At 40.8% G+C, this 23,838-nt stretch carries 19 protein-coding genes and 1 pseudogene; 14 read left to right on the plus strand and 6 right to left on the minus strand.

Features of this window, described 5'->3' with window-relative positions; genetic code table 11:
• The 4 genes and pseudogenes from GJS40_RS14620 to nfsA all read left to right on the plus strand — a co-directional run.
• Window positions 1-133, plus strand: a pseudogene (locus GJS40_RS14620) (IS256 family transposase); the annotation flags it as partial.
• Between the two features lie 541 nt (window positions 134-674).
• Entirely contained in the window at window positions 675-2,723 is a 2,049-nt protein-coding gene (locus GJS40_RS12885) for a thioredoxin domain-containing protein (protein ID WP_270898260.1), read from the plus strand.
• Between the two features lie 38 nt (window positions 2,724-2,761).
• Window positions 2,762-3,742, plus strand: coding sequence for a 2-hydroxyacid dehydrogenase (locus GJS40_RS12890; RefSeq protein ID WP_270898261.1), 981 nt, complete (start codon window positions 2,762-2,764; stop codon window positions 3,740-3,742).
• A 214-nt stretch (window positions 3,743-3,956) separates the two neighbouring features.
• Window positions 3,957-4,685: an oxygen-insensitive NADPH nitroreductase gene (nfsA, locus tag GJS40_RS12895; protein ID WP_270898262.1), complete on the plus strand. Its 729-nt coding sequence runs from the start codon at window positions 3,957-3,959 to the stop codon at window positions 4,683-4,685.
• Window positions 4,686-4,762: 77 nt separating this feature from the next.
• On the opposite strand, the gene GJS40_RS12900 is transcribed toward nfsA, so the two are convergent.
• The 3 genes from GJS40_RS12900 to GJS40_RS12910 all read right to left on the minus strand — a co-directional run bounded on the left by GJS40_RS12900 (window position 4,763) and on the right by GJS40_RS12910 (window position 9,059).
• Window positions 4,763-5,929, minus strand: coding sequence for a DUF4317 domain-containing protein (locus GJS40_RS12900; protein ID WP_270898263.1), 1,167 nt, complete (start codon window positions 5,927-5,929; stop codon window positions 4,763-4,765).
• Window positions 5,930-6,736: 807 nt separating this feature from the next.
• Window positions 6,737-7,825 carry a branched-chain amino acid aminotransferase gene (locus GJS40_RS12905; protein ID WP_270898264.1) on the minus strand — a complete coding sequence of 363 codons (1,089 nt, stop codon included), beginning with the start codon at window positions 7,823-7,825 and terminating at the stop codon, window positions 6,737-6,739.
• Window positions 7,826-7,919: 94 nt separating this feature from the next.
• Complete coding sequence (locus tag GJS40_RS12910; RefSeq protein WP_270898265.1) at window positions 7,920-9,059, minus strand: IscS subfamily cysteine desulfurase; 1,140 nt, start codon at window positions 9,057-9,059, stop codon at window positions 7,920-7,922.
• Window positions 9,060-10,033: 974 nt separating this feature from the next.
• Here GJS40_RS12910 and nadC point away from each other — a divergent pair.
• Together nadC and nadA are read left to right on the plus strand one after the other, a co-directional pair.
• Window positions 10,034-10,867: a carboxylating nicotinate-nucleotide diphosphorylase gene (gene nadC / locus GJS40_RS12915; RefSeq protein ID WP_270898266.1), complete on the plus strand. Its 834-nt coding sequence runs from the start codon at window positions 10,034-10,036 to the stop codon at window positions 10,865-10,867.
• Between the two features lie 5 nt (window positions 10,868-10,872).
• The gene (gene nadA, locus GJS40_RS12920) at window positions 10,873-11,970 is read left to right on the plus strand and encodes a quinolinate synthase NadA (RefSeq protein ID WP_270898267.1); all 1,098 of its coding nucleotides are present in this window, start codon (window positions 10,873-10,875) and stop codon (window positions 11,968-11,970) included.
• 52 nt (window positions 11,971-12,022) lie between these two features.
• Here nadA and gvpU read toward each other — a convergent pair whose 3' ends face one another.
• On the minus strand, window positions 12,023-12,409 hold the full coding sequence (gvpU, locus tag GJS40_RS12925) for a gas vesicle accessory protein GvpU (RefSeq protein WP_270898268.1): 387 nt from the start codon (window positions 12,407-12,409) through the stop codon (window positions 12,023-12,025).
• 175 nt (window positions 12,410-12,584) lie between these two features.
• On the opposite strand from gvpU, the gene GJS40_RS12930 reads away from it, so the two are divergent.
• The 6 genes from GJS40_RS12930 (at window position 12,585) to ald (ending at window position 18,204) form a co-directional block, all read left to right on the plus strand.
• Window positions 12,585-12,953: an ArsR/SmtB family transcription factor gene (locus GJS40_RS12930; RefSeq protein ID WP_270898269.1), complete on the plus strand. Its 369-nt coding sequence runs from the start codon at window positions 12,585-12,587 to the stop codon at window positions 12,951-12,953.
• Between the two features lie 731 nt (window positions 12,954-13,684).
• Window positions 13,685-14,638, plus strand: coding sequence for a 2-hydroxyacid dehydrogenase (locus GJS40_RS12935; RefSeq protein WP_270898270.1), 954 nt, complete (start codon window positions 13,685-13,687; stop codon window positions 14,636-14,638).
• A gap of 155 nt (window positions 14,639-14,793) precedes the next feature.
• Window positions 14,794-15,315 (plus strand): shikimate kinase, encoded by a 522-nt coding sequence (locus tag GJS40_RS12940; protein WP_270898271.1) that lies wholly within the window; start codon window positions 14,794-14,796, stop codon window positions 15,313-15,315.
• Between the two features lie 113 nt (window positions 15,316-15,428).
• Window positions 15,429-16,184, plus strand: a complete 756-nt coding sequence (gene nagB, locus GJS40_RS12945) for a glucosamine-6-phosphate deaminase (protein WP_270898272.1) — start codon at window positions 15,429-15,431, stop codon at window positions 16,182-16,184.
• Window positions 16,185-16,297: 113 nt separating this feature from the next.
• Window positions 16,298-16,900, plus strand: coding sequence for a hypothetical protein (locus GJS40_RS12950; RefSeq protein WP_270898273.1), 603 nt, complete (start codon window positions 16,298-16,300; stop codon window positions 16,898-16,900).
• Window positions 16,901-17,082: 182 nt separating this feature from the next.
• Entirely contained in the window at window positions 17,083-18,204 is a 1,122-nt protein-coding gene (gene ald, locus GJS40_RS12955; protein WP_270898274.1) for an alanine dehydrogenase, read from the plus strand.
• 345 nt (window positions 18,205-18,549) lie between these two features.
• Here the strand turns inward: ald and GJS40_RS12960 are convergent, their stop codons facing one another.
• Entirely contained in the window at window positions 18,550-19,545 is a 996-nt protein-coding gene (locus GJS40_RS12960; RefSeq protein ID WP_270898275.1) for a zinc-binding dehydrogenase, read from the minus strand.
• Between the two features lie 160 nt (window positions 19,546-19,705).
• On the opposite strand from GJS40_RS12960, the gene GJS40_RS12965 reads away from it, so the two are divergent.
• On the plus strand, window positions 19,706-20,650 hold the full coding sequence (locus GJS40_RS12965) for a fumarylacetoacetate hydrolase family protein (protein ID WP_270898276.1): 945 nt from the start codon (window positions 19,706-19,708) through the stop codon (window positions 20,648-20,650).
• Window positions 20,651-20,733: 83 nt separating this feature from the next.
• Here the strand turns inward: GJS40_RS12965 and GJS40_RS12970 are convergent, their stop codons facing one another.
• Entirely contained in the window at window positions 20,734-21,954 is a 1,221-nt protein-coding gene (locus tag GJS40_RS12970) for a CynX/NimT family MFS transporter (protein WP_270898353.1), read from the minus strand.
• A 188-nt stretch (window positions 21,955-22,142) separates the two neighbouring features.
• On the opposite strand from GJS40_RS12970, the gene GJS40_RS12975 reads away from it, so the two are divergent.
• Window positions 22,143-23,813: an SLC13 family permease gene (locus tag GJS40_RS12975; protein ID WP_270898277.1), complete on the plus strand. Its 1,671-nt coding sequence runs from the start codon at window positions 22,143-22,145 to the stop codon at window positions 23,811-23,813.
• Window positions 23,814-23,838: the final 25 nt, after the last annotated feature.

The raw sequence follows: 23,838 nt of genomic DNA on the forward strand, positions 1-23,838 counted from the left end.
TGAAGAATCCTTAGAACGCTTTCTCGTGACACGGTTTCTAGACTATAATCACAAGTTTGGCATGCGTTGTCATCGAGGCTTTGAAAAGGCCAAATCAGAATTGATACACATGTTTGAAGCACTGGAAGATTAAGCTCTAGCACTGATCCGCCATCCTTGACCTTGTTTGCGGTCGTGGTGGTGTGTAGGTTGTCGGATGGGAAAAATAAAGCCCTATGTGGGGACTTTATCCGCACACCGAGCGTACCACGACCGATCTTTTCTTAGTTCTCGCTGGCCGGGTCCCTAAACCCAACCAGCAAGAACTAAGAAAAGGTACAAGGTCAAGGACAAGCAGCTACCGCTGTGGCACTGTGTTTCACCTAAAATAGAAGTTTTACCAAGTAAAATAAGCAGGCTAACTTATCTACTGGAAATAGAGTGATTTACACAAAATTATTGACACACCCTTGTTCTTCGGATTCTTTGTCTAATTTCTAAGAATTCCTTTATTTTATGATAGTGTTCAGTCGACAAATTATCTATTTTTTTGAATAAATCCCACTTTGTAATTCCCATTTATGCCTTCCGCAAAACGATTGTTTTCAAAAATTATATCATATTGATTTGCAAAAAATGAATTGTTACACATAGAGTAAACTAACAAGAAGTAAACAAATTACGGAGGTGATCTCATGGCGAAGAATAATCAGCCGAACAAATTAATTACGGAAAAGTCCCCTTATTTGTTACAACATGCACACAACCCAGTTCATTGGTATCCTTGGGGAGAGGAAGCATTTGAGAGGGCACGAACAGAGAGAAAACCGGTGTTGGTGAGTATCGGCTATTCTACGTGTCATTGGTGTCATGTCATGAACAGAGAAAGTTTTGAAGATCCGAAAATAGCAGCGTTTTTAAATGAACATTTCGTTGCCATTAAAGTAGACCGGGAAGAGCGTCCTGATATTGACGCAATTTATATGGAAGTGTGCCAAATCATGACCGGGCACGGTGGCTGGCCATTAAACGTCTTTTTGACGCCGGAGCAAGAGCCATTTTTTGCAGGCACGTATTTTCCGAAAGAGCCTATGCCGAATATGCCTTCGTTTTTGGAAGTCTTGAAGCAATTGTCGGATCGCTATCACAGTCACCCGGAAGAAATCAGTCAAATCGGGGCAAAAATGCGTGAAGTGTTACAAGAAGAGATTACCGAAGGCGTGTTATCTGAAGAAGTGATTCACCGTGGGTTTCAAGCATTGCGTCAACAATTTGATCCTGTCCATGGTGGTTTTAGGGAAGCTCCAAAATTTCCGATGCCCCACGTACTCATGTATTTATTTCGGTATTACCACTTTATGGGAGAAGAGACAGCACTCAAAATGGCGGTGAAAACGTTAGACCAAATGGCGCGAGGTGGGATGTATGACCATATCGGCTTCGGGTTTTCTCGTTATTCGGTGGATGAAACGTGGCTTGTGCCCCACTTTGAAAAAATGTTATACGACAATGCGCTTCTTGCCATTACTTATACGGAGGCATTTCAAATCACAAAAGAAGATCGGTTTCGTCAAGTGGCCGAAGAAGTATTGACGTACGTTCTGCGGGATATGCAAGATGAGGGTGGTGCTTTTTATTCCGGCGAAGACGCGGATTCAGAAGGGGTGGAAGGAAAGTTTTACGTATGGACGAAAGAGGAAGTAATGGACGTTCTCGGTCCGGAAGACGGAGCATTGTTTTGTGAAGTGTACGATATCACGGGGAGAGGAAATTTTGAAGGGAAAAATATTCCAAACCTTCTCAAAGAGACGCCGGAGTCTTTTGCTGCAAGAAATGGACTTGATGTAGAAAAAGTAAAAGAGATATTACGGAGAGCGAAGAAGCAGTTGTTTCACCATCGAAAAAAGCGTGTGCCTCCTCATAAAGACGACAAAATTTTAACGAGCTGGAATGGGTTGATGATTGTCGCCTTGGCAAAAGCTGCCCGGGCATTTGGAGAGCGAACATACGAAGACGAGGCAAAAAGAGCCTTCGCGTTTCTTGAAAACAATCTTGTCGTGGACGGTCGGTTGATGGTACGGTTTCGAGATGGAGACGTGTTACAAAAAGGATTTATTGATGAATACGCGAACATGTTATGGGCGGCTTTAGAATTGTATGAAACGACATTCGCTGTGACGTATGTAACGAAAGCAAAACATTACGCCGATGAAATGATTCGCTTATTTTGGGATGCCGAGAAAGGTGGATTTTTCTTTTACGGAAGCGACAGTGAACCGTTACTCGTTCGTCCGAAAGAAACTTTTGACAATGCGATGCCATCGGGAAATAGTGTGGCGTCTCTTCAGTTGCTTCGACTTGCTCGTTTTACTGGGGAAGTGTCCTATGAAGAAAAGACGCGCAAAATGTGGAACGTATTTCACCAGTCCATTTGTGACTACCCATCTGGACATACGTATATGCTTCAAAGTCTCTTACTTGCTTACAGTGGCATGAAAGAAGTAGTCATTTTAGCGGGAGATGATGAGACGGCGCCATCGCTCCAAGAAGAACTTGCCCATCAGTTTTATCCTGAAGTGACGGCTCTCTTTCATCACGAAAAAGAAAAGTTACAACGAGTAGCACCTTTTATCGCGCCATTTAAGAAAAAAGATGAAAAAACGACGGTCTACGTTTGCAAAAATTTTCAATGTAAAGCGCCGGTGACGGAGAAAGAAAAAGCGCTTCGATTGTTGCGAGAGTAAATGAAAAAACATAGAGAGGAAGAAAAGGAGGAGATGGTTTGAAACCAGTTGTTGTTGCGTACAGTCGCGTGCGAAAAGTTGCCCAAGATAAACTGCGGGAAAAAGTGGATCTTCGATATTACCCGTACGGGACGAATTTTTCAAACGAAAATTTTAAGAAAGATCTACAAATAGCTGACGGGTACATTGGACTCGAGAAAAAAGTAGATGAAGAGTTTTTGTCGTATGCTCCTCATTTAAAAGTCGCCAGTAACGTTTCCGTCGGATACGACAACTTTGATTTAGAGGCAATGACGAAGCGGGGAGTGATGGCGACAAATACGCCGGGAGTATTAGATGACACCGTTGCGGACGCCATTTTTGGCATGATGTTAGCGGCGGCAAGACGGATTTCGGAGTTAGATCGTTATGTGAAGGATGGGGAGTGGAAGACGTCTCTTCCTGATGAAAAGTTCGGAGTAGATGTCCATCACCGAACGTTAGGAATTATCGGGGCAGGTCGGATCGGAGAAAAAATCGCAAAGCGGGCGCACCTTGGTTTTGACATGCCGATTTTGTATCATAACCGCTCCCGCAAAAAATCATTAGAAGAAGCGTACGGTGCGACGTATTGTTCCTTACACGATCTACTTACGAAATCCGATTTCGTTTGCTTAATGACCCCATCTACCCCGGAAACGAGAAATTTAATGGGAGAAAAAGAGTTTCGTATAATGAAAAAAAGCGCCATTTTTGTGAATGGTTCCCGCGGGGCCACAGTGGATGAAGACGCCCTCGTTAAGGCACTGAAAGAAGGAGAAATTTTAGGGGCAGCATTAGATGTCTATAAAGAAGAGCCGATACCACCGAATCATCCACTCCTTACGTTTCCAAATGTCGTCACAACGCCACATCTCGGCTCTTCCACTTTTGTCACGGAAGACAATATGTCTCTACTCGCCGCAGAAAACGTGCTTGCAGCTCTCGCAGGAAAACGCCCGCCTAATTTATTGAATGAAGAAGTATGGGAGAAGAAATAGATGTGGTCATACAACCTGTTTTCATATGAAAAGCAGATAAACATGTTGTATGAACCTTTCATGGGGTTGTTTTAAAAGGAATTCTTTCAAAAAGTGCGCCATGACTTTAAAGTAGAATCTTTTTATGGATTTATAGGATAAAACGAATTCTTTGCTGAAAAGATTCGTTATGATGAAAAAGGACGTACTAAAACATATAGAGGAAGTGAAGACGATGATAGATTTACTCATGTCTCATTCATCTGTTCGTAAATATACCGACGAACCAATTTCTGATGAAACGCTCCACGAATTAGTGAAAGCAGCTCAAGCAGCGGCTTCTTCTCACTTTGTCCAAGCTTATTCCATTATCGACGTCACGGACCGGGAAAAACGAGAAAAGCTTGGAGAGTTGTCGCGAAATCCTGTCCAATACAACGGAGCGGCCCGAGCCCTCGTTTTTTGTGCCGATTTAAAACGACTGGAATACGCTGTTCGTAAACATGGCAAAGAAATGGTGAAAGATACGACGGAAAACTTTATCGTAGCCGTGGTAGATACCGCTCTTGCCGCCCAAAACTTTGTCGTTGCCGCAGAGTCAAAAGGATACGGCATTTGTTATATCGGAGGCGTTCGCAACAATCCGGAGAAAATTAGCGAACTCCTAGAATTACCCGATCACGTCATCCCGCTTTTCGGTTTAACGATCGGCGTTCCAGCAAAACGAAATGAAGTGAAACCACGCCTTCCAGTGGAAGCAGTATTACATACGAATACGTACGATGAAACGAAATATGACACGTTGTTAGATGAATATGATGACGTCTTTCGCGAGTATTACAGAACACGTGCCACGAACCAAAAAGTAGGCAGTTGGACGGAAAACATGGCAGATTATTTATCCGCTCCACGCCGGGAATATATGAAAGAGTTTTTACAGTCAAAAGGATTTATGAAAAGATAACTAGCGACCTTTATGGGAGCTATTTCTAAGGAATATTTGAATTCACCGAGTGTTAGCACACACTCGGTGAATTTTTTCTATTCATTCAACTCTTCTGGAAGCATTTTAAAGCCAGCCATTTCCGCGTCTTCATCCACTTCAATCATGATGTACCGTTTTCCTTCCTTGTTTACTTGTTTCACATATTGTAAGTCTTGTGGGCTAATCGTAATGTTGGCGACTTTTGTGTTAATTTTAATTGATTTTGAGTTGTATTTCGGTACGATATTGTTCGCTTTTAATTCATACGTTTCATCTGGAGTGAACCTTTGATAAGCAACTTTCACTTTATCCGCATCTACTTGTTCTCCGCTTTCCCGGAGAACTCGCTCCACGTCTTTGTAATCTAACGTCGGTGGCGTCTCTTCTCCGTGTTCTTCAAGGGTGCGATGAATTTCTCCGTACACGTGGGCGAGTGTTGCGGGGCGCAGTTCGTCTCCAATGACTTCTCTAACCACTTCTTCAAAAATTACTTTGTCTTCCTTTGCGGTGGTGATTTTTTCTCCGTGAAGCACATTTTCAATAAACCACTCGTCCGGTTCATTCGCTTTTGGAGCGGCATAAAGAATCCGATTCACATCCGATATACCGTTAGCAATGGCAGGGAAGAAAAAGCCGAAAAGGGGACGATCGAGATCGATGACTGGGTCGACTTCCACTTTATATTTAAATTCTTTTTCTACGTAGTCGAATTGCATTTCTTTTGTCGGTTCCTCCGTTTGGTTGATGCTACAAAGGATAAAAGGATGAGCGTACACCGCGTCCCGTTCACTTTCTTCTCCTGTTTCATTTCGTTCCTTCATCGGTTGAAAATATTCTCCCCGAATAAACGTAATGACAATATCTCGTTCATTCGGATGGTCTTTCAACATTTTTTCAGTCATAAGGAGCATTTGTTCTTTCCAATCTTCGTCATGATTACTTAATAACCCTTTATGTAAAATCAGTTGACTGGAATGTTCCACATGTTGCTTAAATGTCAGTTCAAACAACTTTTGATCCAATTGTCCTCTCAGTACTTTTTTAAAATTGCTCATGAAAAGTTCTTGTTGATCTCGGTCAAGCATTTCGAACGGTCGGCTTTCGTGATGATAAATATCCGTGGAATCTTTCATCACGTACACGTGAAAGATCGTTGTGATAGTAAGTAAATCATTATCTACTTTCAACTGGCGGCGAATATGAGCGATATCTTTTTTATCCATTTCCCATCCACTCCAACGTTTTTCTTATGAAAATTCATTTTATCATAGATTTCGTTCAGCTAACCTCAATAAGTCAGATGAAATGATATCTTGGAATATTGCCAAGAAAAGCCACACTTAAAACAAGTGAGTTATTTTCACACCATATAAAAGAAAAAAGCAAAGTTTTCATAGAACAGACGCCAGTATCGGCAAGTATGCAACGTCATTAAGATCTACAAAAAGGTATCTGGAGATGGTCATGCTGAAAAGCTGATAGAAGGACTGAAACAAACATATATACAAAGACCCGCAATTATGGATGAACTGGGGAAAATAAGATCATCCATACGACATGTTATGGGACACTTTTTCCTGCTAGTAAGGAGATGAATGGTTCTATGACGCTTTCATACGACGCATTATTTTGTAAAAAGACTGTAGAATGGTCTTATGAAAGCAAAATTGGAAATAAATAGGTGATTTGGGGCGATTATTTTTGTCATACGACCATTTATGTGTTGAAAAAGGGAAGAAAGTGTCGCATGGACGATTGATACGACATCTTATTTCATAACATTCGTGCTGAAGGGTTGTATGAACACTATCATTGGAAAATATAGGGGATTCCAAGCCCCGTTTAAGTTTCATGGACCTGTTTTTACTTAGAAAACGATTCATTTGACTTATTTTTAAATGAAATAATGGTCCTATGACGTGTTTCATGCTCAAACAATCCCGCGGAAGAAAAGGTGCGGTAAAACTGCTTCGTAAATGAAAATTTCCAACAACGTCACCTGTGAAGATGACACTGTTGGAAATTGGTTTTTAATTTTTTTGTACCGTTTCCAGTGATTCTGTCCAACCGAAAGTATCTTCGAGCTTGCCGGTCTGGATACCGGTAATTGTCTCGTACAATTTTAGAGAAATTTCTCCAGTTTCGTTATTGTTGATTGTCATTACTTTGTCTTTCCATTTTAATGTTCCAACAGGGGAAATGACGGCTGCGGTACCTGTACCGAATACTTCTTCAAGCGTCCCCTTTTCATACGCCTCGTACACTTCTTCGATCGAAATACGACGTTCTTCTACATCCATTCCCCAGTGGTCGAGTAATTCCAGTACAGATTTTCTCGTTATGCCGGAGAGGATGCTTCCGTTTAAGGCAGGGGTGATAATCGTTCCGTTAATTTTAAAGAAAATGTTCATGCTTCCGACTTCTTCTACATACTTTTTCTCAATGGCATCGAGCCAAAGGACTTGGTCATAGCCGAGTTCATTTGCTTTCGTTTGGGCAGAGAGGCTAGCTGCGTAGTTCCCTGATGTTTTCGTGAATCCGACGCCTCCTTTGACAGAGCGAACGTATTCGTCTTCCACGTAAATTTTTACTGGACTAAGCTGATCAGAAGTAGAATAATACGCTCCTACAGGGGAGAGGATGATCATTAATTTATACTGTTTTGATGGTCGTACGGAGAGTGCAGGTTCAGTAGCGATAATAAATGGGCGAATGTAAAGTGACTGCCCTTCTTTCGTTGGAATCCAATCCTGGTCAAGTTCCACGAGTCGTTTCAGTGACTTAACCATGAAGTCAACATCCACCGGTGGGATATTCAGTCGTTCGTTCGATACATTGAGCCGTTCAAAGTTTTTTTCTGGGCGAAATAATAAAACGCCTTTTTCCGTGTGATAAGCTTTTAATCCTTCAAACACCGCTTGTCCATAGTGAAAAACGAGAGCGGAAGGGTCCAAAGTAATAGGAGCATAAGGAACGATGCGTGGAGCGTGCCAACCTTTTCCTTTCTCATAGTCCATCACAAACATATGGTCAGTAAACGTCGTACCGAAAGTAAGATGATCATAATCTGGTTTTTCTTTTTTTGACATAGCTTCTTGGACGGTCAATTCAAGTGCCATAGGCAATCCCTCTTTCTAACAAATTCATCTCTTCTTTAGTTTACTCTACTTTTTCACATTTTTCAGTAGAAAATGAAGGAGCATTCTATTTTTTTTATGTAAAAGAGATTGCTTGTTTTTGAGTTGAAGTGATTTCGTTTAATGCTTTTGCTGTTTCTTCTAACTGGGCGGTAGTAGTCCCTTTTCCAAAACTAATTCGAAATAGTCCGTGGGATTCCTCTGGTGCAAGCCCCATCGCAAGCAAACTTTTCGGAGGAGCGGAGAGGGATTGTTTACAAGCGCTGCCGGAAGAAATGGCAATACCTCGGCGGTTACATTCGAGCATGATCCATTGTCCTTCGAAACCGCGAGCCCGCATGGCGATGTGATGCGGAAGTCGATTTTCTTGATCTCCAATAGGGACAAAAATGTCTTTCTTTAATTGCTGGATAAAATCTTTTCGCATCTCTGTCCACATGTTTGCTCGTTCGGTCAAATTTTCATGTAGCTCGTTTGCGGCTGCAACAAACGCTGTAATTCCTGGAACATCCACCGTTCCCGGTTTAAATCCGTGTTGATGGGTGACATTGTCATAAATGCTACGCCAAGAGATGTGCGGGTCGATATACACTGCTCCAGCATTTTTCGGACCGTACACTTTATGAGCCGAGAGAGACATGGCGTCAACACCGAGCTGCTGTATATTGATGGGAATTTTCCCGAAGGATTGTACTGCATCCGTATGAAAGACGATATGTTTTGGAAGCACGTCCGCAATGGCTTGGAGCGGCTGAATGACACCAGTTTCGCTTGGTGCATGACAAATGGTGACGAGTATCGTGTCGGATCGAAGCAATTCTTTAAGAGACTGCAGAGAAATTTCTCCGTTCTGATTCACTTTTACTTCTTCTACAATAAAACTTTCGTCGCGTAAACGGTCCAATGCTTGGTAGACCGAAGGATGTTCTAAAGGCGAAGTGATAATATGTTTCCCCCGATGTTTATTCCCGTAAGCAAGAGAAAGGATCGCTAAAATATTACTATCAGAGCCACCATGGGTGAAATAAAATCCATCCGGTTCTCCATTGATGAACTGGGCAAGTTTCTCTTTGTTATATCGTAACAGCTGGTGAGCACGGTCTCCGGCATCGTGCAGGCTGGATTCATTTCCGTAATACATACGACTAGCTTCACTATATGCTAACAGTGCGGTTTCCGACATCGGTGTCGTTGCGGAATGATCTAAATAAATCATTGTTCTTCTCCTTTGGCATGTAATTTTTTTATCGTTAGAACGGGGTGGATGAGAAAGACTCGCACGCCCCGCTATTAATAGTTAGAAGCGAGATGGGGCTGATTTTGGTTGGGAAAAGGCAAAAAAGTGTCGTATGAGCCATTGATGGAACCCTTTTTCGTGTGTACATTGCGTGTTTTGGTCGCATGAAGGTTAGAAATGAAAATAATTAGGTGAGTTATACTCAGGATTTTGCTCATACGACCAGTCTTCAATTAAAAATAAAAAATAGACGTCGTATGACTCTTTCATGGAACCACTGTTCACACAAAAGATCTGTTGAAGTGTCGCATGAAAGATAAAATGGGAAAAACTAGGTGATACAAAGGTGAAAAGTCGTTTCATACGACGCATTTTTAGCAAAAAAGAAAATTGAATCGTCGCATGAACGTTTCATGGGACGACTATTACATCAAAATCCTGAATAAGTGTCGTATAGCAGTCAAAAATGGAAATAATTAGGTGGAAAATACTTGTTTTACTATTCATGCACATATTACTGTTAAGAAAGGACAAATAAGTGTCGCATCATGATTTCATACGACAAATTTTTTTACATCAAACTCATTGAGTCGTTGCATGACACTTCTAAAGGAGAGCGCTTCAGATCGCTGGAACGGCTTCTTTTACCGATAAAGGAACATCGCCTAACCCCCCCTCACGTCCTGCGCCTGTGGTTACTCGGCGCAAAAGAAAACAAAGAAGTATTACAGTCCAGATTTTGTAAGAAACGGCGATGCTAGCACGTCCTGTGCGTCGCAGAATCTGTCGCGCTTGTACTGTCCCCTCCGCTTTTCTTTTTATGCTCACAATTTCACATATTTGTTTAAATAGGGTTGTTTTTAATGTAAACTTATGTCATGATATATGTCAAGACATATGTCAAACAATGATAAAACAAGGTAGTTTAATGCTTTAGATGAGGGGGAGACGTGGTGAACCGATGGCAACTGCGGGATAAATTAGTCACGTTTTTTCAAGAAGATATTGGACTTGAAGATGTGACGACGAATGCGATTTTTTCTTCTCGAGACAGATCTGATATGGTGCTAAGGGCAAAGTCAGATATTGTATTTGTCGGAGAGGATGTGTTGATAGAAGGGTTCCGTTTATTGGATGAGTCGATGGACGTCACCTTACATTATCACGATGGAGACTTTGTAAAATGTGGTGAGGTCATTGCTAATGTTTCTGGTCGCACGCGGGCGCTGTTAACAGGAGAGCGTGTCATATTAAACCTTTTGCAGCGGATGAGTGGGATTGCGACGGCGGTTCATCGTGCGAAAAAAGCATTAAATGACGACTCCATTCGCATTTGTGATACAAGAAAAACAGCTCCAGGTCTCCGTATGTTTGATAAATATGCAGTGCGAAGTGGAGGCGGTGTGAATCATCGTTTCGGCTTAGATGATGCTGTCATGATTAAAGATAATCATATTGATGCGGCGGGAAGTATTACTCTCGCAGTGGAACGAGTGAAAGCTTATGCGAGCCACATGACGAAAATTGAAGTAGAAACGAGAAATGTTGCAGAAGTGGAGGAAGCGGTGGCAGCCGAAGTGGATGTCATTATGTTTGATAACTGTACTCCTGATAAAATGAAAGATCTTGTTCCGCTCGTTCCGGACACGATCAAAACGGAAGCATCAGGAAATATTACCATTGATAATATTTCTTCTTACCGAGGGTGCGGCGTCGATTTTATTTCTCTCGGATCATTAACACATTCGGTAGAGGCTGCAGATATACATTTTGTAATGAAAGGATGACAATCATGAATGTATTAGAACAGTTCCATGCGCATACGCTTCCAGATTCCATACGTTCTTTATCAACGGAAGAAATGGAAGCGCGAGTAAGAGAAATAAAAAAAGAATTAGGTTCTCGTTTGTTTATGCCGGGGCATTATTATCAAAAAGATGAAGTTATTCAATTTGCAGATGCCACTGGGGATTCGTTGCAATTAGCAAAAACGGCGGCAGCAAATAAAGAAGCGGAATATATCGTCTTTTGCGGGGTTCATTTTATGGCGGAAACCGCAGACATCTTATCAGAACCGTCTCAAACAGTACTTCTCCCTGACTTGCGCGCCGGTTGTTCCATGGCAGATATGGCGGATATAAAGCAAGTAGAAGCAGCGTGGGAAAAATTAGGAGAAACTTTTGGAGACACAATATTACCCCTTACTTATGTCAATAGTACAGCGGCCATTAAAGCATTTTGTGGCCGACACGAAGGAGCGACATTAACTTCTTCGAATGCAAAACAAATGCTCAAATGGGCATTTTCCAAAAAAGAAAGAATTTTATTTTTACCGGATCAACATCTTGGTCGCAATACCGCTTATGATTTAGGTATTCCGTTAGAACAAATGGCGGTGTGGGACCCGATGCTAGAAAAGCTTGAATATGAAGGAAACGTAGCGGATATTCGCATGATTTTATGGAAAGGGTACTGCTCGGTTCATGAAAAATTTACCCTGGAAAACGTCAAGGAAGTACGAGAAAAAGATCCGGATGTTCAGGTGATTGTTCATCCAGAGTGCACCTTTGACGTCGTACAAGCGGCCGATGAAAACGGATCGACAAATAAAATTATTGAAGTGATACGGAACGCGCCGAAAGGAAGTAAGTGGGCCGTTGGAACAGAAATGAACTTAGTGAACCGGTTAGCACAAGAAGAAAGGGACAAAACGGTTTTTTCATTAAATCCGAATATGTGTCCATGCTTAACGATGAACCGCATTGATCTTCCTCATTTACTTTGGTCACTGGAAAGCATCGTAAACAATGAACCGCATCACATTATTTCTGTGGAAGAAGAAATAAGAAAAGACGCTTTACTTGCCCTGGAAAGAATGTTAATGCATTAAGGAAGAGATGTCCTCATTATCAAGACTGGTGAGGACATCTCTTTTCTTTTCTTTACGTAATAAGCGAAAATCCATCCACTTGGGATGCTCTTCCTCTCCAAAGCGTCTGTTTGATTGTTTTTTGTTCTCCACCTAAATGAATGGTGACATCTTTCATATGAATGTATCCCGTTTCGAATGCATCTGCGCTCATTTCTTTCTTGAATTTCTTTTGCATTTTTTTGAAAAAGTTATCCATTTTTTCTTCTATCTTGTCGTCTCTTATTACTGTTCGTTCCATTTCTCTCAAATAAAGTTCATTGCCGACTAACTCACCGGTGATTACCAATCCATGCACATGAAGCATCATTTTCATTTTTGCTCCGTGATCTGCCAAACGAATCAGATACCGCAATAAAAAATCACTATGTTCATTCTGATGTAAATCTTCTTTCGCCAAAATAGCTCCCTCCTTCCAAATAATCCCCAATGACAATAGACCACCGTTATTCAAGTATTCCCTTTCTTTGAAAAATAATAAACATATTCAGAGAACTCCTTTATTCAAATAATCATTTGAATATGGTATATTAAAAGCAAGATAGACTGAGAAAAATACAAAGGAGAGTAAGACGGTGAATCATAAAAAGGTGCCGAATGATGTTTGTGAAACGACCGTAGTAAATAAAGAAAAAGTGGAACGGGCAAAGGCGAAAATGACAGAGGAAGCAACCGAGCGGATGGTGAATTTATTCAAAGGATTAGCGGATAAAAACCGAATGAAAATAGTACAAGCTCTTTATTTAGAAGGAGAAATGTGTGTCTGCGAGGCTGCAGATTTACTGGATGCAACCGTTGCTACTACTTCTCATCATTTGCGTTATTTGCGGAAATTAGGATTAGCGAAATTCCGTAAAGAAGGGAAGCTCGTTTATTACTCATTGGACGATGAACATGTTGAACAAATCGTCCAGCTGGCAATGGATCATCAAAAAGAGTTGTAAAACGGAGGGTTGTTTATCCTTACACCCCATGTCGTTTTAGGAGAAGAAGCGAGCGGACATGAAAGAGATGTTTAAAGAAGCACCGATGTCGCATATGACCATTGAAATCGAATTTTCCTCTCATGATTGCACGATTGCCCCCATTAAGTAAGGATGACTATAGCAGAGTCACTCTGTGATATACATATGGAAAGATCTTTCGTCATTAAAGATAACTAAAGGGCAATCTTCACAGCTGTCTTCAATCCCTGTACATGTGGCAGTGCATTGCAATTGACCGTTCGAAAGGGAAATGACAATCTCATAATTAATATACCGATCGACACGATGACAATAGGTGGAGTGACGCTTTGAAAAGTAATTCATGTCGATTCTCCTTTTTATCATCAGGCATAAACAAGTTCCGAAGTTTCTACGGATGCCGAAACAGTCATTAACGTTGTTGTTACTTTATACCCGTTGGGGAATGTTTTCAAACGTGACCTACTATCCTAGCTTCTACGACTTTACCACCTCAGTTTCACGAGTATAACTTTGGACGGTCCCTGCTCTAATGTCCGTTGTACGGCTTTTTTACGCTAACATTTTATTACTCCATGCATGTGTCGGATTGTCCGAATCTGATCTTTATCCCACTTTCATCTAGCTTCGCAAGATTTAGAAGTGAAGGTTAAAAAGACATTCGAAAAGGCACGTCTATTCGCTATAATGGAGAAAAAGGAGTGGATCGTATGCCTTTCATTTTGTCTTATGTCCAACCGCCGGAGGATGTCCTTCGATTTATGGAATCTCACGTGGAAGTGAAAATCGCTCGTCCGCGTAAGCAAAAAGAATTATTTTATCAATATTTAAAAGAAGCGGATGGATTGTATGGTGCTGGTTTGCCGGTGAATGATGAATTGTTGGATCATGCTCCCCGTTTAAAAGTCATTAGCAATGTTTCGGTTGGTTATGACAATTTAGATATGGCTGCTATTCGAAAAAGAGGGATCATTGCTACCCATACACCGACCGTATTGATTGATACGATGGCTGATACGATGATTGGACTCATGATTGTCACCGCTCGACGCATGATTGAGTTAGACCGCTTTGTAAAAGAAGGGCAATGGAAAAAGCCCATTTTTTACGAACATTATGGAACGAATGTTCATCATAAAACGTTAGGGATTATTGGAATGGGAAGAATTGGCGAAGAAGTGGCACGACGAGCTACATATGGTTTCCATATGGACGTTCTTTACCACAATCGACGAAGAAAGTTAGAGAAAGAAAAAGAAATAGGCGCAACGTACGCATCCCTCGATGATTTATTAAAACGATCTGATTTTGTCATGGTATTAACTCCTTTAACCGATGAAACGCGTGGGTTGATTGGAGCAAGAGAATTTCAATTAATGAAGCAAGATGCAATTTTTCTAAACGGAGGGCGAGGACCGGTCGTTGTAGAAGACGATTTAGTGCGAGCGCTCAAAGAAGGGTGGATTCGTGCTGCTGGTTTGGATGTATTTGAGAAAGAACCAGTAGATCCGACCCACCCGTTATTACAAATGAAACAAGTGGTCACTTTACCTCATATAGGAACAGCTACCCATGAAACGCGCCATGCGATGTATGAAGATGCGGCGAAACAATGCGTAGACGGCGTGCTTGGAAAAAGACCGCAACATGTCATTCAAGAATAAATTTCGCTGTCCTAAAAGATTTTGCTTGTCTTTTAGGACATTTTTTTATAAAAAATGATACTATTTGCCCTTTTTTCGTTTAGAAAAAAATTCCTTCTTGACGATAAAAAAAGTGGCATATAGTATAAAAACATGAAAAATAGGAGTAATCACAGATGAGAAAAAATATTGTATTAGTAGGATTTATGGGAACAGGAAAATCAACGGTTGGAAAACTGTTAGCAGAACAATTGAATCGCACGTTTTACGATATGGATGATGTGATTGTAGAAAAAGAAGGAAAGTCCGTAGCGGAAATTTTTTCTACGAAAGGAGAAAGATACTTTCGTGAGGTAGAACGAAAGTGGACAATTAACTATTGTACGAAGAAAGAAAATGCAGTCGTCGCCCTTGGGGGAGGTGCTTTTGTGCAAGCACCTATTCGTGAAGCTTGCCTCGCTCATACCGAGGTAGTATTACTTTCATTGTCGTGGGAAACGTGGGTAGAGCGAATGGAAGAATTAAAGGAAGGTCGCCCTCTCTTGCAAGAAAAAAATGTAAAAGAAATTCGCAACCTTTTTGAAGAAAGAGCGACTATGTATGCGGAAGCACATCATAGGATTGTAACGGATGGGTTTACTCCCGAAGAAGTAACAGAACAAATTATTGCTCTCTTGCAGGATGAAATGCAGGAATAGAGACTGGCACAAATGTCGGCAATCGTCATAAATTAGAGATGACAAGGAAATTTCTTGTTTTCAAAGATTCCAAGAAAACAAGTGATATTCTGAAAGGAAAGGCAGCGTGACATATGCATATTATTAAAGTGAAAAACGATCGTGAACTAAGCGATAAAGCCTCGGATTTTTTATTGGAAGAAATAAAAAGAAATCCAAAAGCAGTGCTTGGTCTTGCGACAGGTAGTACGCCGGAAGGAACGTATCGTGAATTGATTAAAAAAATCAAAAAGGAAAAGTTAGACGTTTCGCAATTAACGACGATTAATTTAGATGAGTATGTTGGTTTAAGTGAAGATCATCCCTCTAGCTATCATGCGTATATGAATCATCATTTATTTAAGCCCCTAGGTTTAACAAAAGAACAAACACATATTCCAAAAGGAGACGCTCCTGATTTGGAAGCAGAAACGAAACGATTTGAACGTATTATACAGGAATGTGGTGGAATTGACTTTCAATTGTTAGGCATTGGCGAAAACGGTCATATCGGTTTTAATGAGCCCGGTACATCTTTTGATTCTCGTACGCAAGTCGTTGATTTAAAACCTTCGACGATTGAAGTTAATTCCCGTTTTTTCGATAATAAAGAAGAAATGCCTCGCCGCGCATTAACGCTCGGTATCGCTTCCATTATGGAAAGCCGACGAATTTTGCTATTAGCCAGCGGTGAAAGAAAGCAACCGGCAATGAAACGATTAATTGAAGGACCGGTGGATGAACAATTTCCAGCTTCCGTGTTAAAGAATCATCCGCACTTCACGCTAATTGCAGATGAAGCGGCGCTCTCGGGTGTATTGATAGACGAAATGAATCAAACTAAAATATAAATAAAGTTGCGTGCATGGAAAAACGAACGGATAAATTTTACAGTTATCGTATAGCCATGCGCGCTTCTTTTGTGTAAAATGTAGTAAACGAGTTGAAAGGAGTCCCTTTATTTATGTCGTCTCAATTAAAATCCGAACTGCAACATATTTTACAGCACGCTTTGGAAACGAATCAGTTTGAGCGTGCAGAAGAAGCGATGTCTTATTTAAAGGACCTTGCTCAAATGGAAGCTTTCGCTAAACGCTATTTTGATCAATCTATCACTTATGGCAACGGAGGAAGTCAAGAAAAACGAAATCATGGCGAATCCTCTGTAAATAAACGGGACATCATGAGTATTTATTATATAGAAGAGGATAATATATTTAAATTTAAAAAATATACACAAACATATATGGTAAGTTATGATTTTTTTGAAAAATTTTTGCATAATTTAGAATATTGGAAGGATAAAAAGCCATTTTCCTCTAAAGATTATTTTGATACTTTCTCCCGTGATTTACAACGATTGTCGACTTACCAATCTTCGACGATGCGCCAATTTATTACGTTATTATTTCGATTTGCATATGAATTAGGTGCCCTTGTCAAACCGGAACCTCCACAACGAAACCGTTTTGTCGTCGCTGAAACGTTAAATACAGATCAGTTACTACAAGATTTAAAAGATAAAAAGATTGTCGAATTTGGAAAAGACAAAAATTTGTCGCACTGAGGTTGGAAAATAGGGGAAAAGGCATTAAAATATGAATATTCGGATGAACTTGTGCTTTTTTCACGGTATAATGGATTATTGGTACTTTATTAGTTTGAAAAATGATTTCCTATTTTTACCTTAAAGGAATAACTAGGAAAAAGGACAAGTTTTTGTGTACGGTGGAGAATGGAGGATATAAGATGATTATTGGGGTACCGAAAGAACTGAAAAATAATGAAAACCGAGTTGCCCTTACTCCAGCGGGAGTGCTAACTTTTGTGAAAGAAGGTCATTCAGTCATTGTTGAAAAAGGCGCTGGAGAAGGGAGCGGTTTTACGGATGAGGAATACGAAAAAGCAGGGGCGACGTTAGAACGGGACCCTGCTTCTGTATGGAAACAAGCAGAAATGATTTTGAAAGTAAAAGAACCAATTCCAGAAGAATATCCATATTTACGACCGGGACTGATCGTGTTTGCCTTTTTACATTTAGCGGCAGAAAAAGAACTTGGAGAAGTGCTGTGTGAAAAAAAAGTAACAGCCATCGCTTATGAAACGGTAGAAAAAAATGGTCGTTTGCCGCTACTTACTCCAATGAGTGAAGTGGCAGGAAGAATGGCTCCTCAAATAGGAACGCAATTTTTGGAAAAAACAAAAGGTGGGAAAGGAGTCCTTCTTTCCGGCATTCCAGGGGTGGAACGAGGAAAGGTTACCATCATCGGAGCAGGGGTTGTTGGAACCCACGCTGCGAAGGCCGCAATGGGAATGGGAGCAGAAGTAACGATACTCGATATTAATTTAGACCGTTTGCGGGAAATTGATGATATGTTCGGAAAAGATATCCAAACCTTATATTCCAACTCGTTTCACGTGGAACAAGCGGTCAAAAGAAGCGATTTAGTCATCGGAGCGGTTCTTATTCCGGGAGCTCGGGCACCACGACTTGTCACAGAAGAAATGATTAAACAAATGGATCCGGGCAGTGTCGTCATTGACGTTGCCATTGACCAAGGCGGAGTCATTGAAACTTGTGACCGAGTGACCAGCCATGATGATCCAACATATGTAAAACACGGTGTCATTCACTATGCTGTGGCGAATATCCCAGGAGCGGTACCTCGTACGGCTACCATAGGTCTTACCAATGCGACGATTCCTTATGCGTTAAAATTGGCGAACGAAGGGTTACAACAAGCAGTACGTCACGATGCCGCTTTACGCAAAGGCGTCAACACAGCAAACGGCGTTGTTACATACCGAGTCATTGCCGAGGAATTAAACTTACCGTATGAGGAAGTAGAACAAGCGTTAGGAATAAAATGATAGAACAGTCCAAAAAGTCATCCATGCATCGTGACTTTTTGGGCTTTTTTGTTGAAAGAGTTTTGTAGAAACTCGAATCAACTCAAGGACGTGTCAATAGTCAGTTTATCTCAAGAAGGCTTATAACACTGATTTATCGCAAAATATAAAGTGGACTGATGCCATAGAAATCTCATGATGCCGATTCATCGGGCAATCTATCGTGAATTGGTGTCATAGAACCACATGCGCTCGATTCATTAACAGTCTTTTTTAAGACAGCTTTAATATCCTCCGGGTTTCTATGTTTTTCTACCATTAAAAAAAGTAGCACAAACCATGGTCGTCGTTTGTGCTACATATATTTTAAGGTGCAATTATAAATCCGATTTTGCCGAATTGCTCCGCCTTATTTAATCGTTCAAAAGCGTCTTTATATTGTTCTAGTGAGTACATCTTATCCATGACAGGTTTAATTTGTTCTTTTTCTATAAACGCTAACATGTTTTTATATTCTTCTAAACTTCCCATTGTAGAACCGAGCATATTGTATTGACCGTAAAAAAACTCACGTAAATTTATGTTAATTTCGTCACCGGAAGAGGCACCAAACGTTACAAGTGTGCCTCCAGGACGAAGCACGTCTAATGAACGTTGAAAAGTCGCAGCGCCAACGGATTCAATGACGACATCCACTTTTTCTCCGGCTAATGCTTCTTTCCAATTTTCTTCATTGGATAGAGCCTTATCTGCTCCTAATTCCAGCGCCTTCTGTCGTTTTTCTTCGGAACGAGAAGTTACGTATACAGTAGCTCCTACTGCTTTGGCAAATTGGAGAAGGAACGTAGCAACCCCACTTCCTATTCCTGGGATAAACAGTGTTGTGTCTTTATTCACTTGTCCTCTCGTAAAGAGAGCGCGGTAAGCGGTGAGAGCTGGTAAAGACAATACTCCTGCTTCTTCCCACGTTAAAAAACTTGGTTTCGGAAGAGCGTTTTCACTGGGAACAATCACTTGTTCAGCAAACGTTCCATCACCTGGATGTCCGATAATTTCGAACCCTTTTGGAGGAGCGTCACTTTGATGGGGCCAACCAATAGCTGGATAAAGAATAACCTCGTCACCGACAGCTACATTATCCACCCCTTTTCCAACAGCATCCACTACTCCTGCTCCGTCAGATCCGAGGATAAGTGGTGGTTCGGTTGGCCGGTGGCGATAAAGCACAAACAAATCGCGATGGTTCAACCCGGCTGCTTTGAGACTTACTCTCACTTCGCCGGCTTGTGGTTCTTTCGTTTCTGCTTCTCCAAAAGTTAAGCCTTCAATTCCTTCTTGATTTGCGTGAATCAGCGCTTTCATTGTGAACCTCCTTCATCTTGTTACTATCCTCTATGTTACCATAATATCCACCATTTTCTAATCAAACGACGATGATGAGATCTGTCTTTCTTTTCCTATGTTTTCCGGTTACGATAAGAAGGGAAAGGAAAAGATTTGAATTTTGAGGAGGAATACAAAAATGAAGCTAGTCACTTATGAATCCGTATCCGGCCGTCGAATTGGTTGCATCAAAGAGGATCACATTATCGATTTGAATGGTGCCTATCAAGCACTATTAGAAAAAGAAAATCATCCTCGGGCGGAAGAAATGGCGAATGCTTACGTCCCAAAAGATATGCGCCAATTTTTACAAGGTGGAGAAGAAAGCATGGCGCATGCGAAAAAAGGGATGGATTACATATGGTCGCACAGAGATGAGGAAATAAAAGAAAAATATATCTTTCCGATAACAGCAACTAAGTTACAAGCACCGATTCAAAACCCTGAAAAAATTATTTGTGTTGGGTTAAATTATCGCGATCATATTGAAGAAATGGGGAGAGAATTGCCGACACATCCGGTAATTTTTGCAAAATACGCAAACACAATTATCGGTCCGGAAGATGAGATACCTTTACCCCATGTAACAAAACAACTGGATTATGAAGCGGAGTTAGCTTTTGTGATTGGACGGGTGGCGAAAAATGTACGAGAAGAAGACGCGTTAGATTATGTAGCGGGGTATACGATTGCAAATGACGTCAGTGCGAGAGATTTGCAAATGCGTACGATTGAGTTTTTACAAGGGAAGACGTTAGACGGTAGTTTGCCAATGGGACCATGGCTTGTGACGAAAGAAGAGATAGAAGACCCTCATTCGCTAGACATTAAATTATCTGTCAATGGAGAAAAAAGACAACATTCTAATACGAAACAGCTTGTATTTAATGTCAATCATCTTGTATCGTTTTTATCAGAGATTATGACGCTTGTTCCAGGCGATATTATTTGTACTGGAACACCAGGAGGAGTGGGAGCAGCAAGAGAACCGCAACAGTTTCTACAAGGTGGAGATGTCGTCCGAATAGAGATTGAAAAAATCGGCACGCTGGAAAATCAAGTAAAAGAAATTGACCGTTGGTAATGGGGGAAATGAAAAAACGTTCCTCTTCGAGAGAAGGTGGAACGTTTTTTAAAGAATTGTCCCAAACAGTAGAATGGGGACATTCATTCAAACACGTATTTTTTTTCTGCTGCTTTCAGTCCAACGAATAGAATAATGAAAGAGTTGATAAAGAGCAAAATAATAAATATTGACCATGTTTGAAAGACGTCATATAAGTATCCCATAAAGATCGGTCCGATCGCTGCAAGCAAGTAACCAAGCGATTGGGCCATTCCGGACAACCGGGCGGCTTCTTGGACGGTGGCAGCCCGTAAGCTAAGCAACGTAAGGGAAAGGCTGATGGCGATTCCTTGAGAAATACCTAAGAAAAGCGTACAAATGACAATCACTGTGATGTTCGGATGAAGTAAAAGACCGGTAAAACCAATAAAATAAAATAAGCAGATAGTAATCACAATCGGTTTTTGATTCGGTAATTTGTCTGCGATTAAAGGTGTCATGAAATTAAACGGAATGCCTATTAACTGAAGCCAAAATAACATCCAACCGGCAAGGGAAAGGTTCATTCCAAAATCATGAAGAACATCCGGAATCCAAGTGATGAGGCAATAAAAAGATAATGATTGCAGCCCCATAAATAACGTCACATACCATGCAATGGAAGATGTCCATAATGGTTTTTCAGACTTCGTTTGTTGGTTTATAGAAGTTGTTTTCTTACGACGAACATCTTTTTTTATTTGTGGCATCCAGATAAGTAACGCTGCGAAAGAGAGTATTGCCCAAATAGCTAACGCCCATTTCCAACCAAGACCAAATGTTTCAGAGAGCGGAATGCTCAATCCGGAGCCAAGGGAAGCAAAAACTCCCATTGATGCGGTATAAAGACTTGTCATGATACCTACTTTTTTTGGAAAACTATTTTTAATGACAGCCGGTAAAAGAACGTTACAAATGGCAATTCCAACTCCGACAAGGGCGGTTCCAATAAAAATAAGAGCAATGATTCCAGTGGAACGGGTAAGGATACCGACGATCAACACAAAGAGTGCAACAAAAATTGTTACATGATTGCCAAAGCGCAAGCCAAGCTTTGGAGCAAGTAAGGAAAATAAGGCAAAGGATAAGAGCGGAAGGGTCGTGAGTAACCCTGCCAAACTGTTGGTTAATCCAGTATCTTCTCGGATGAACGGAATTAGGGGTCCAACCGATGTAATCCCTGGTCTTAAATTAAAAGCAACAAAAATAATTCCAACAATGAAAATATACGTGGATAATTTTGTGATTTTTTCTTTTGAATCGGGAATAGAAGATTGTGGCATTGATTTCACCTAGAACCTTTCTCCAATATACGTCTAAAAAATGAACGGTATTTACTATTATAACAATCTCTAGGAAAATTGCTAAAGAAAAAAATAACAAGAAATATAAGATAATTCTGAGGTTTTACAAGCGAAAAATATTTGTTTATAGTATTTGGGAACTATTTTGTATGGAGGGGGAGATGATGATGTTAAAAGGGACAGTTTCTCTATGGAACTCGCTTTGGGTGTCGCATCGAGAAACGAAAAAATTTTTGCTCATGTCATTCGGAAAGACAGGAGACAATGGAAAAAGCAGATTTAACAATAGTAGCGCAGTAGGAAGTGGTATTGGCGGACCAGGAGATCCAGTACCGGAAGATTCGGAAAACCGCAAAGCTTATACGCGTCCACAGCTCATCGGATTGTTTCTAGGTCCATTGCTTTTTGTACTTACGTTACTGTTTTTTCAGCCGGAAGGGTTATCTCCGGAAGGAAAAGCTGTTCTTGCTTCCACATTGTGGATTGCCACATGGTGGATAACGGAAGCAATTCCCATTCCAGCGACCAGTCTATTACCTATTATACTACTTCCTATTACCGGGGCAGTAGAGGGCAATACGGTTGTTTCCTCTTATGGTAATGATATTATTTTCTTGTTTTTAGGTGGATTTTTTATTGCCTTGGCGATGGAAAAATGGGATCTTCATAAGCGGATGGCCCTGGCGATTATTTCATGGATCGGGACGAGCACACGTATGATTATCTTAGGGTTTATGTTTGCGACAGGCTTTTTGTCCATGTGGGTCTCCAACACAGCGGCCGTCATGATGATGGTTCCAATTGGACTTGCTATTGCTTTTCAAGTGCAAGAAACGTTACAAGGAGAACAAAAAGAGGAATTACCGAAATTTGAAAAGGCGCTTTTGTTTGGAATTGGTTACTCTGGGAGTATCGGAGGACTAGGAACACTTATTGGAACGCCACCGAATATTATTTTAGCGGGAACGGTGCAAGAATTATTTGGGGTGGAAATTTCTTTTGCAGGTTGGATGCTATTTGCAGTGCCACTCGTGCTTTTTTTATTGCTTTCCGTTTGGTTATATTTAACCCGCATTGCTTTTCCTATACAGTTTAAACATATTCCTGGTGGTCGGGAGATGATTCAACGGGAAAAGTCTTTACTTGGAATGATGTCTTATGAAGAAAAAGCCGTGATGACTGTTTTTGTTTTTACCGCGTTTATGTGGATTACGAGAACTTTTATTTGGCAAGATATCGTTGGTGTCCCAGGAATTAGTGATGGAATGATTGCTATGATTGCGACATTATTGTTATTTCTTATTCCAGCGAAACAAAGTGATGCAACGAAAATTTTAGAATGGAATGATTCTAAAGAAATTCCTTGGGGTATTTTATTACTATTTGGTGGGGGACTTGCCATTGCTTCCGGTTTTAGTGAAACAGGACTTTCTACATGGATTGGAGAACAGTTAACCGTGCTAGGGGAACTGCATTTTATCATTATCGTCTTAGCAGCAACCACTGTTGTTATTTTCTTAACAGAAATCACATCGAATACAGCCACAGGAACAATGATTCTTCCTGTTGTCGCTTCACTTGCGCTGGCACTCCAAATACATCCGTATGCGTTAATGGTTCCTGCTGCATTAGCCGCTTCTTGTGCATTTATGCTGCCAGTAGGAACACCACCTAACGCCATTATATTTGGTACAGAGAAATTGAAAATGATTGAAATGGTGAAGGTTGGCTTTTGGTTAAATATCTTTGCCGTTATACTGATTGTATTATTCGTGTATACTTATTTACCGATTGTATGGAATATTGATCTTTTAAATGTTCCAAGCTTTGCTCAGTAGGAAAAGGACGGTGAGAGTGATTTCT

The sequence above is a fragment of the Aliibacillus thermotolerans genome, from assembly GCF_027853235.1.
Lineage (GTDB): Bacteria > Bacillota > Bacilli > Bacillales > Marinococcaceae > Aliibacillus > Aliibacillus thermotolerans.

What these genes read in the sequence shown, in the direction of transcription:
- nadA (WP_270898267.1), top strand. Translation starts at nt 10,873, where the DNA reads ATGAATGTATTAGAACAGTTCCATGCGCATACGCTTCCAGATTCCATA.
- GJS40_RS12975 (WP_270898277.1), top strand. Translation starts at nt 22,143, where the DNA reads ATGTTAAAAGGGACAGTTTCTCTATGGAACTCGCTTTGGGTGTCGCAT.
- nfsA (WP_270898262.1), top strand. Translation starts at nt 3,957, where the DNA reads ATGATAGATTTACTCATGTCTCATTCATCTGTTCGTAAATATACCGAC.
- GJS40_RS12905 (WP_270898264.1), bottom strand. Translation starts at nt 7,825, where the DNA reads ATGGCACTTGAATTGACCGTCCAAGAAGCTATGTCAAAAAAAGAAAAA.
- GJS40_RS12940 (WP_270898271.1), top strand. Translation starts at nt 14,794, where the DNA reads ATGAGAAAAAATATTGTATTAGTAGGATTTATGGGAACAGGAAAATCA.
- GJS40_RS12970 (WP_270898353.1), bottom strand. Translation starts at nt 21,954, where the DNA reads ATGCCACAATCTTCTATTCCCGATTCAAAAGAAAAAATCACAAAATTA.
- GJS40_RS12950 (WP_270898273.1), top strand. Translation starts at nt 16,298, where the DNA reads ATGTCGTCTCAATTAAAATCCGAACTGCAACATATTTTACAGCACGCT.
- ald (WP_270898274.1), top strand. Translation starts at nt 17,083, where the DNA reads ATGATTATTGGGGTACCGAAAGAACTGAAAAATAATGAAAACCGAGTT.
- nagB (WP_270898272.1), top strand. Translation starts at nt 15,429, where the DNA reads ATGCATATTATTAAAGTGAAAAACGATCGTGAACTAAGCGATAAAGCC.
- GJS40_RS12900 (WP_270898263.1), bottom strand. Translation starts at nt 5,929, where the DNA reads ATGGATAAAAAAGATATCGCTCATATTCGCCGCCAGTTGAAAGTAGAT.
- GJS40_RS12885 (WP_270898260.1), top strand. Translation starts at nt 675, where the DNA reads ATGGCGAAGAATAATCAGCCGAACAAATTAATTACGGAAAAGTCCCCT.
- GJS40_RS12935 (WP_270898270.1), top strand. Translation starts at nt 13,685, where the DNA reads ATGCCTTTCATTTTGTCTTATGTCCAACCGCCGGAGGATGTCCTTCGA.
- GJS40_RS12965 (WP_270898276.1), top strand. Translation starts at nt 19,706, where the DNA reads ATGAAGCTAGTCACTTATGAATCCGTATCCGGCCGTCGAATTGGTTGC.
- GJS40_RS12960 (WP_270898275.1), bottom strand. Translation starts at nt 19,545, where the DNA reads ATGAAAGCGCTGATTCACGCAAATCAAGAAGGAATTGAAGGCTTAACT.
- GJS40_RS12910 (WP_270898265.1), bottom strand. Translation starts at nt 9,059, where the DNA reads ATGATTTATTTAGATCATTCCGCAACGACACCGATGTCGGAAACCGCA.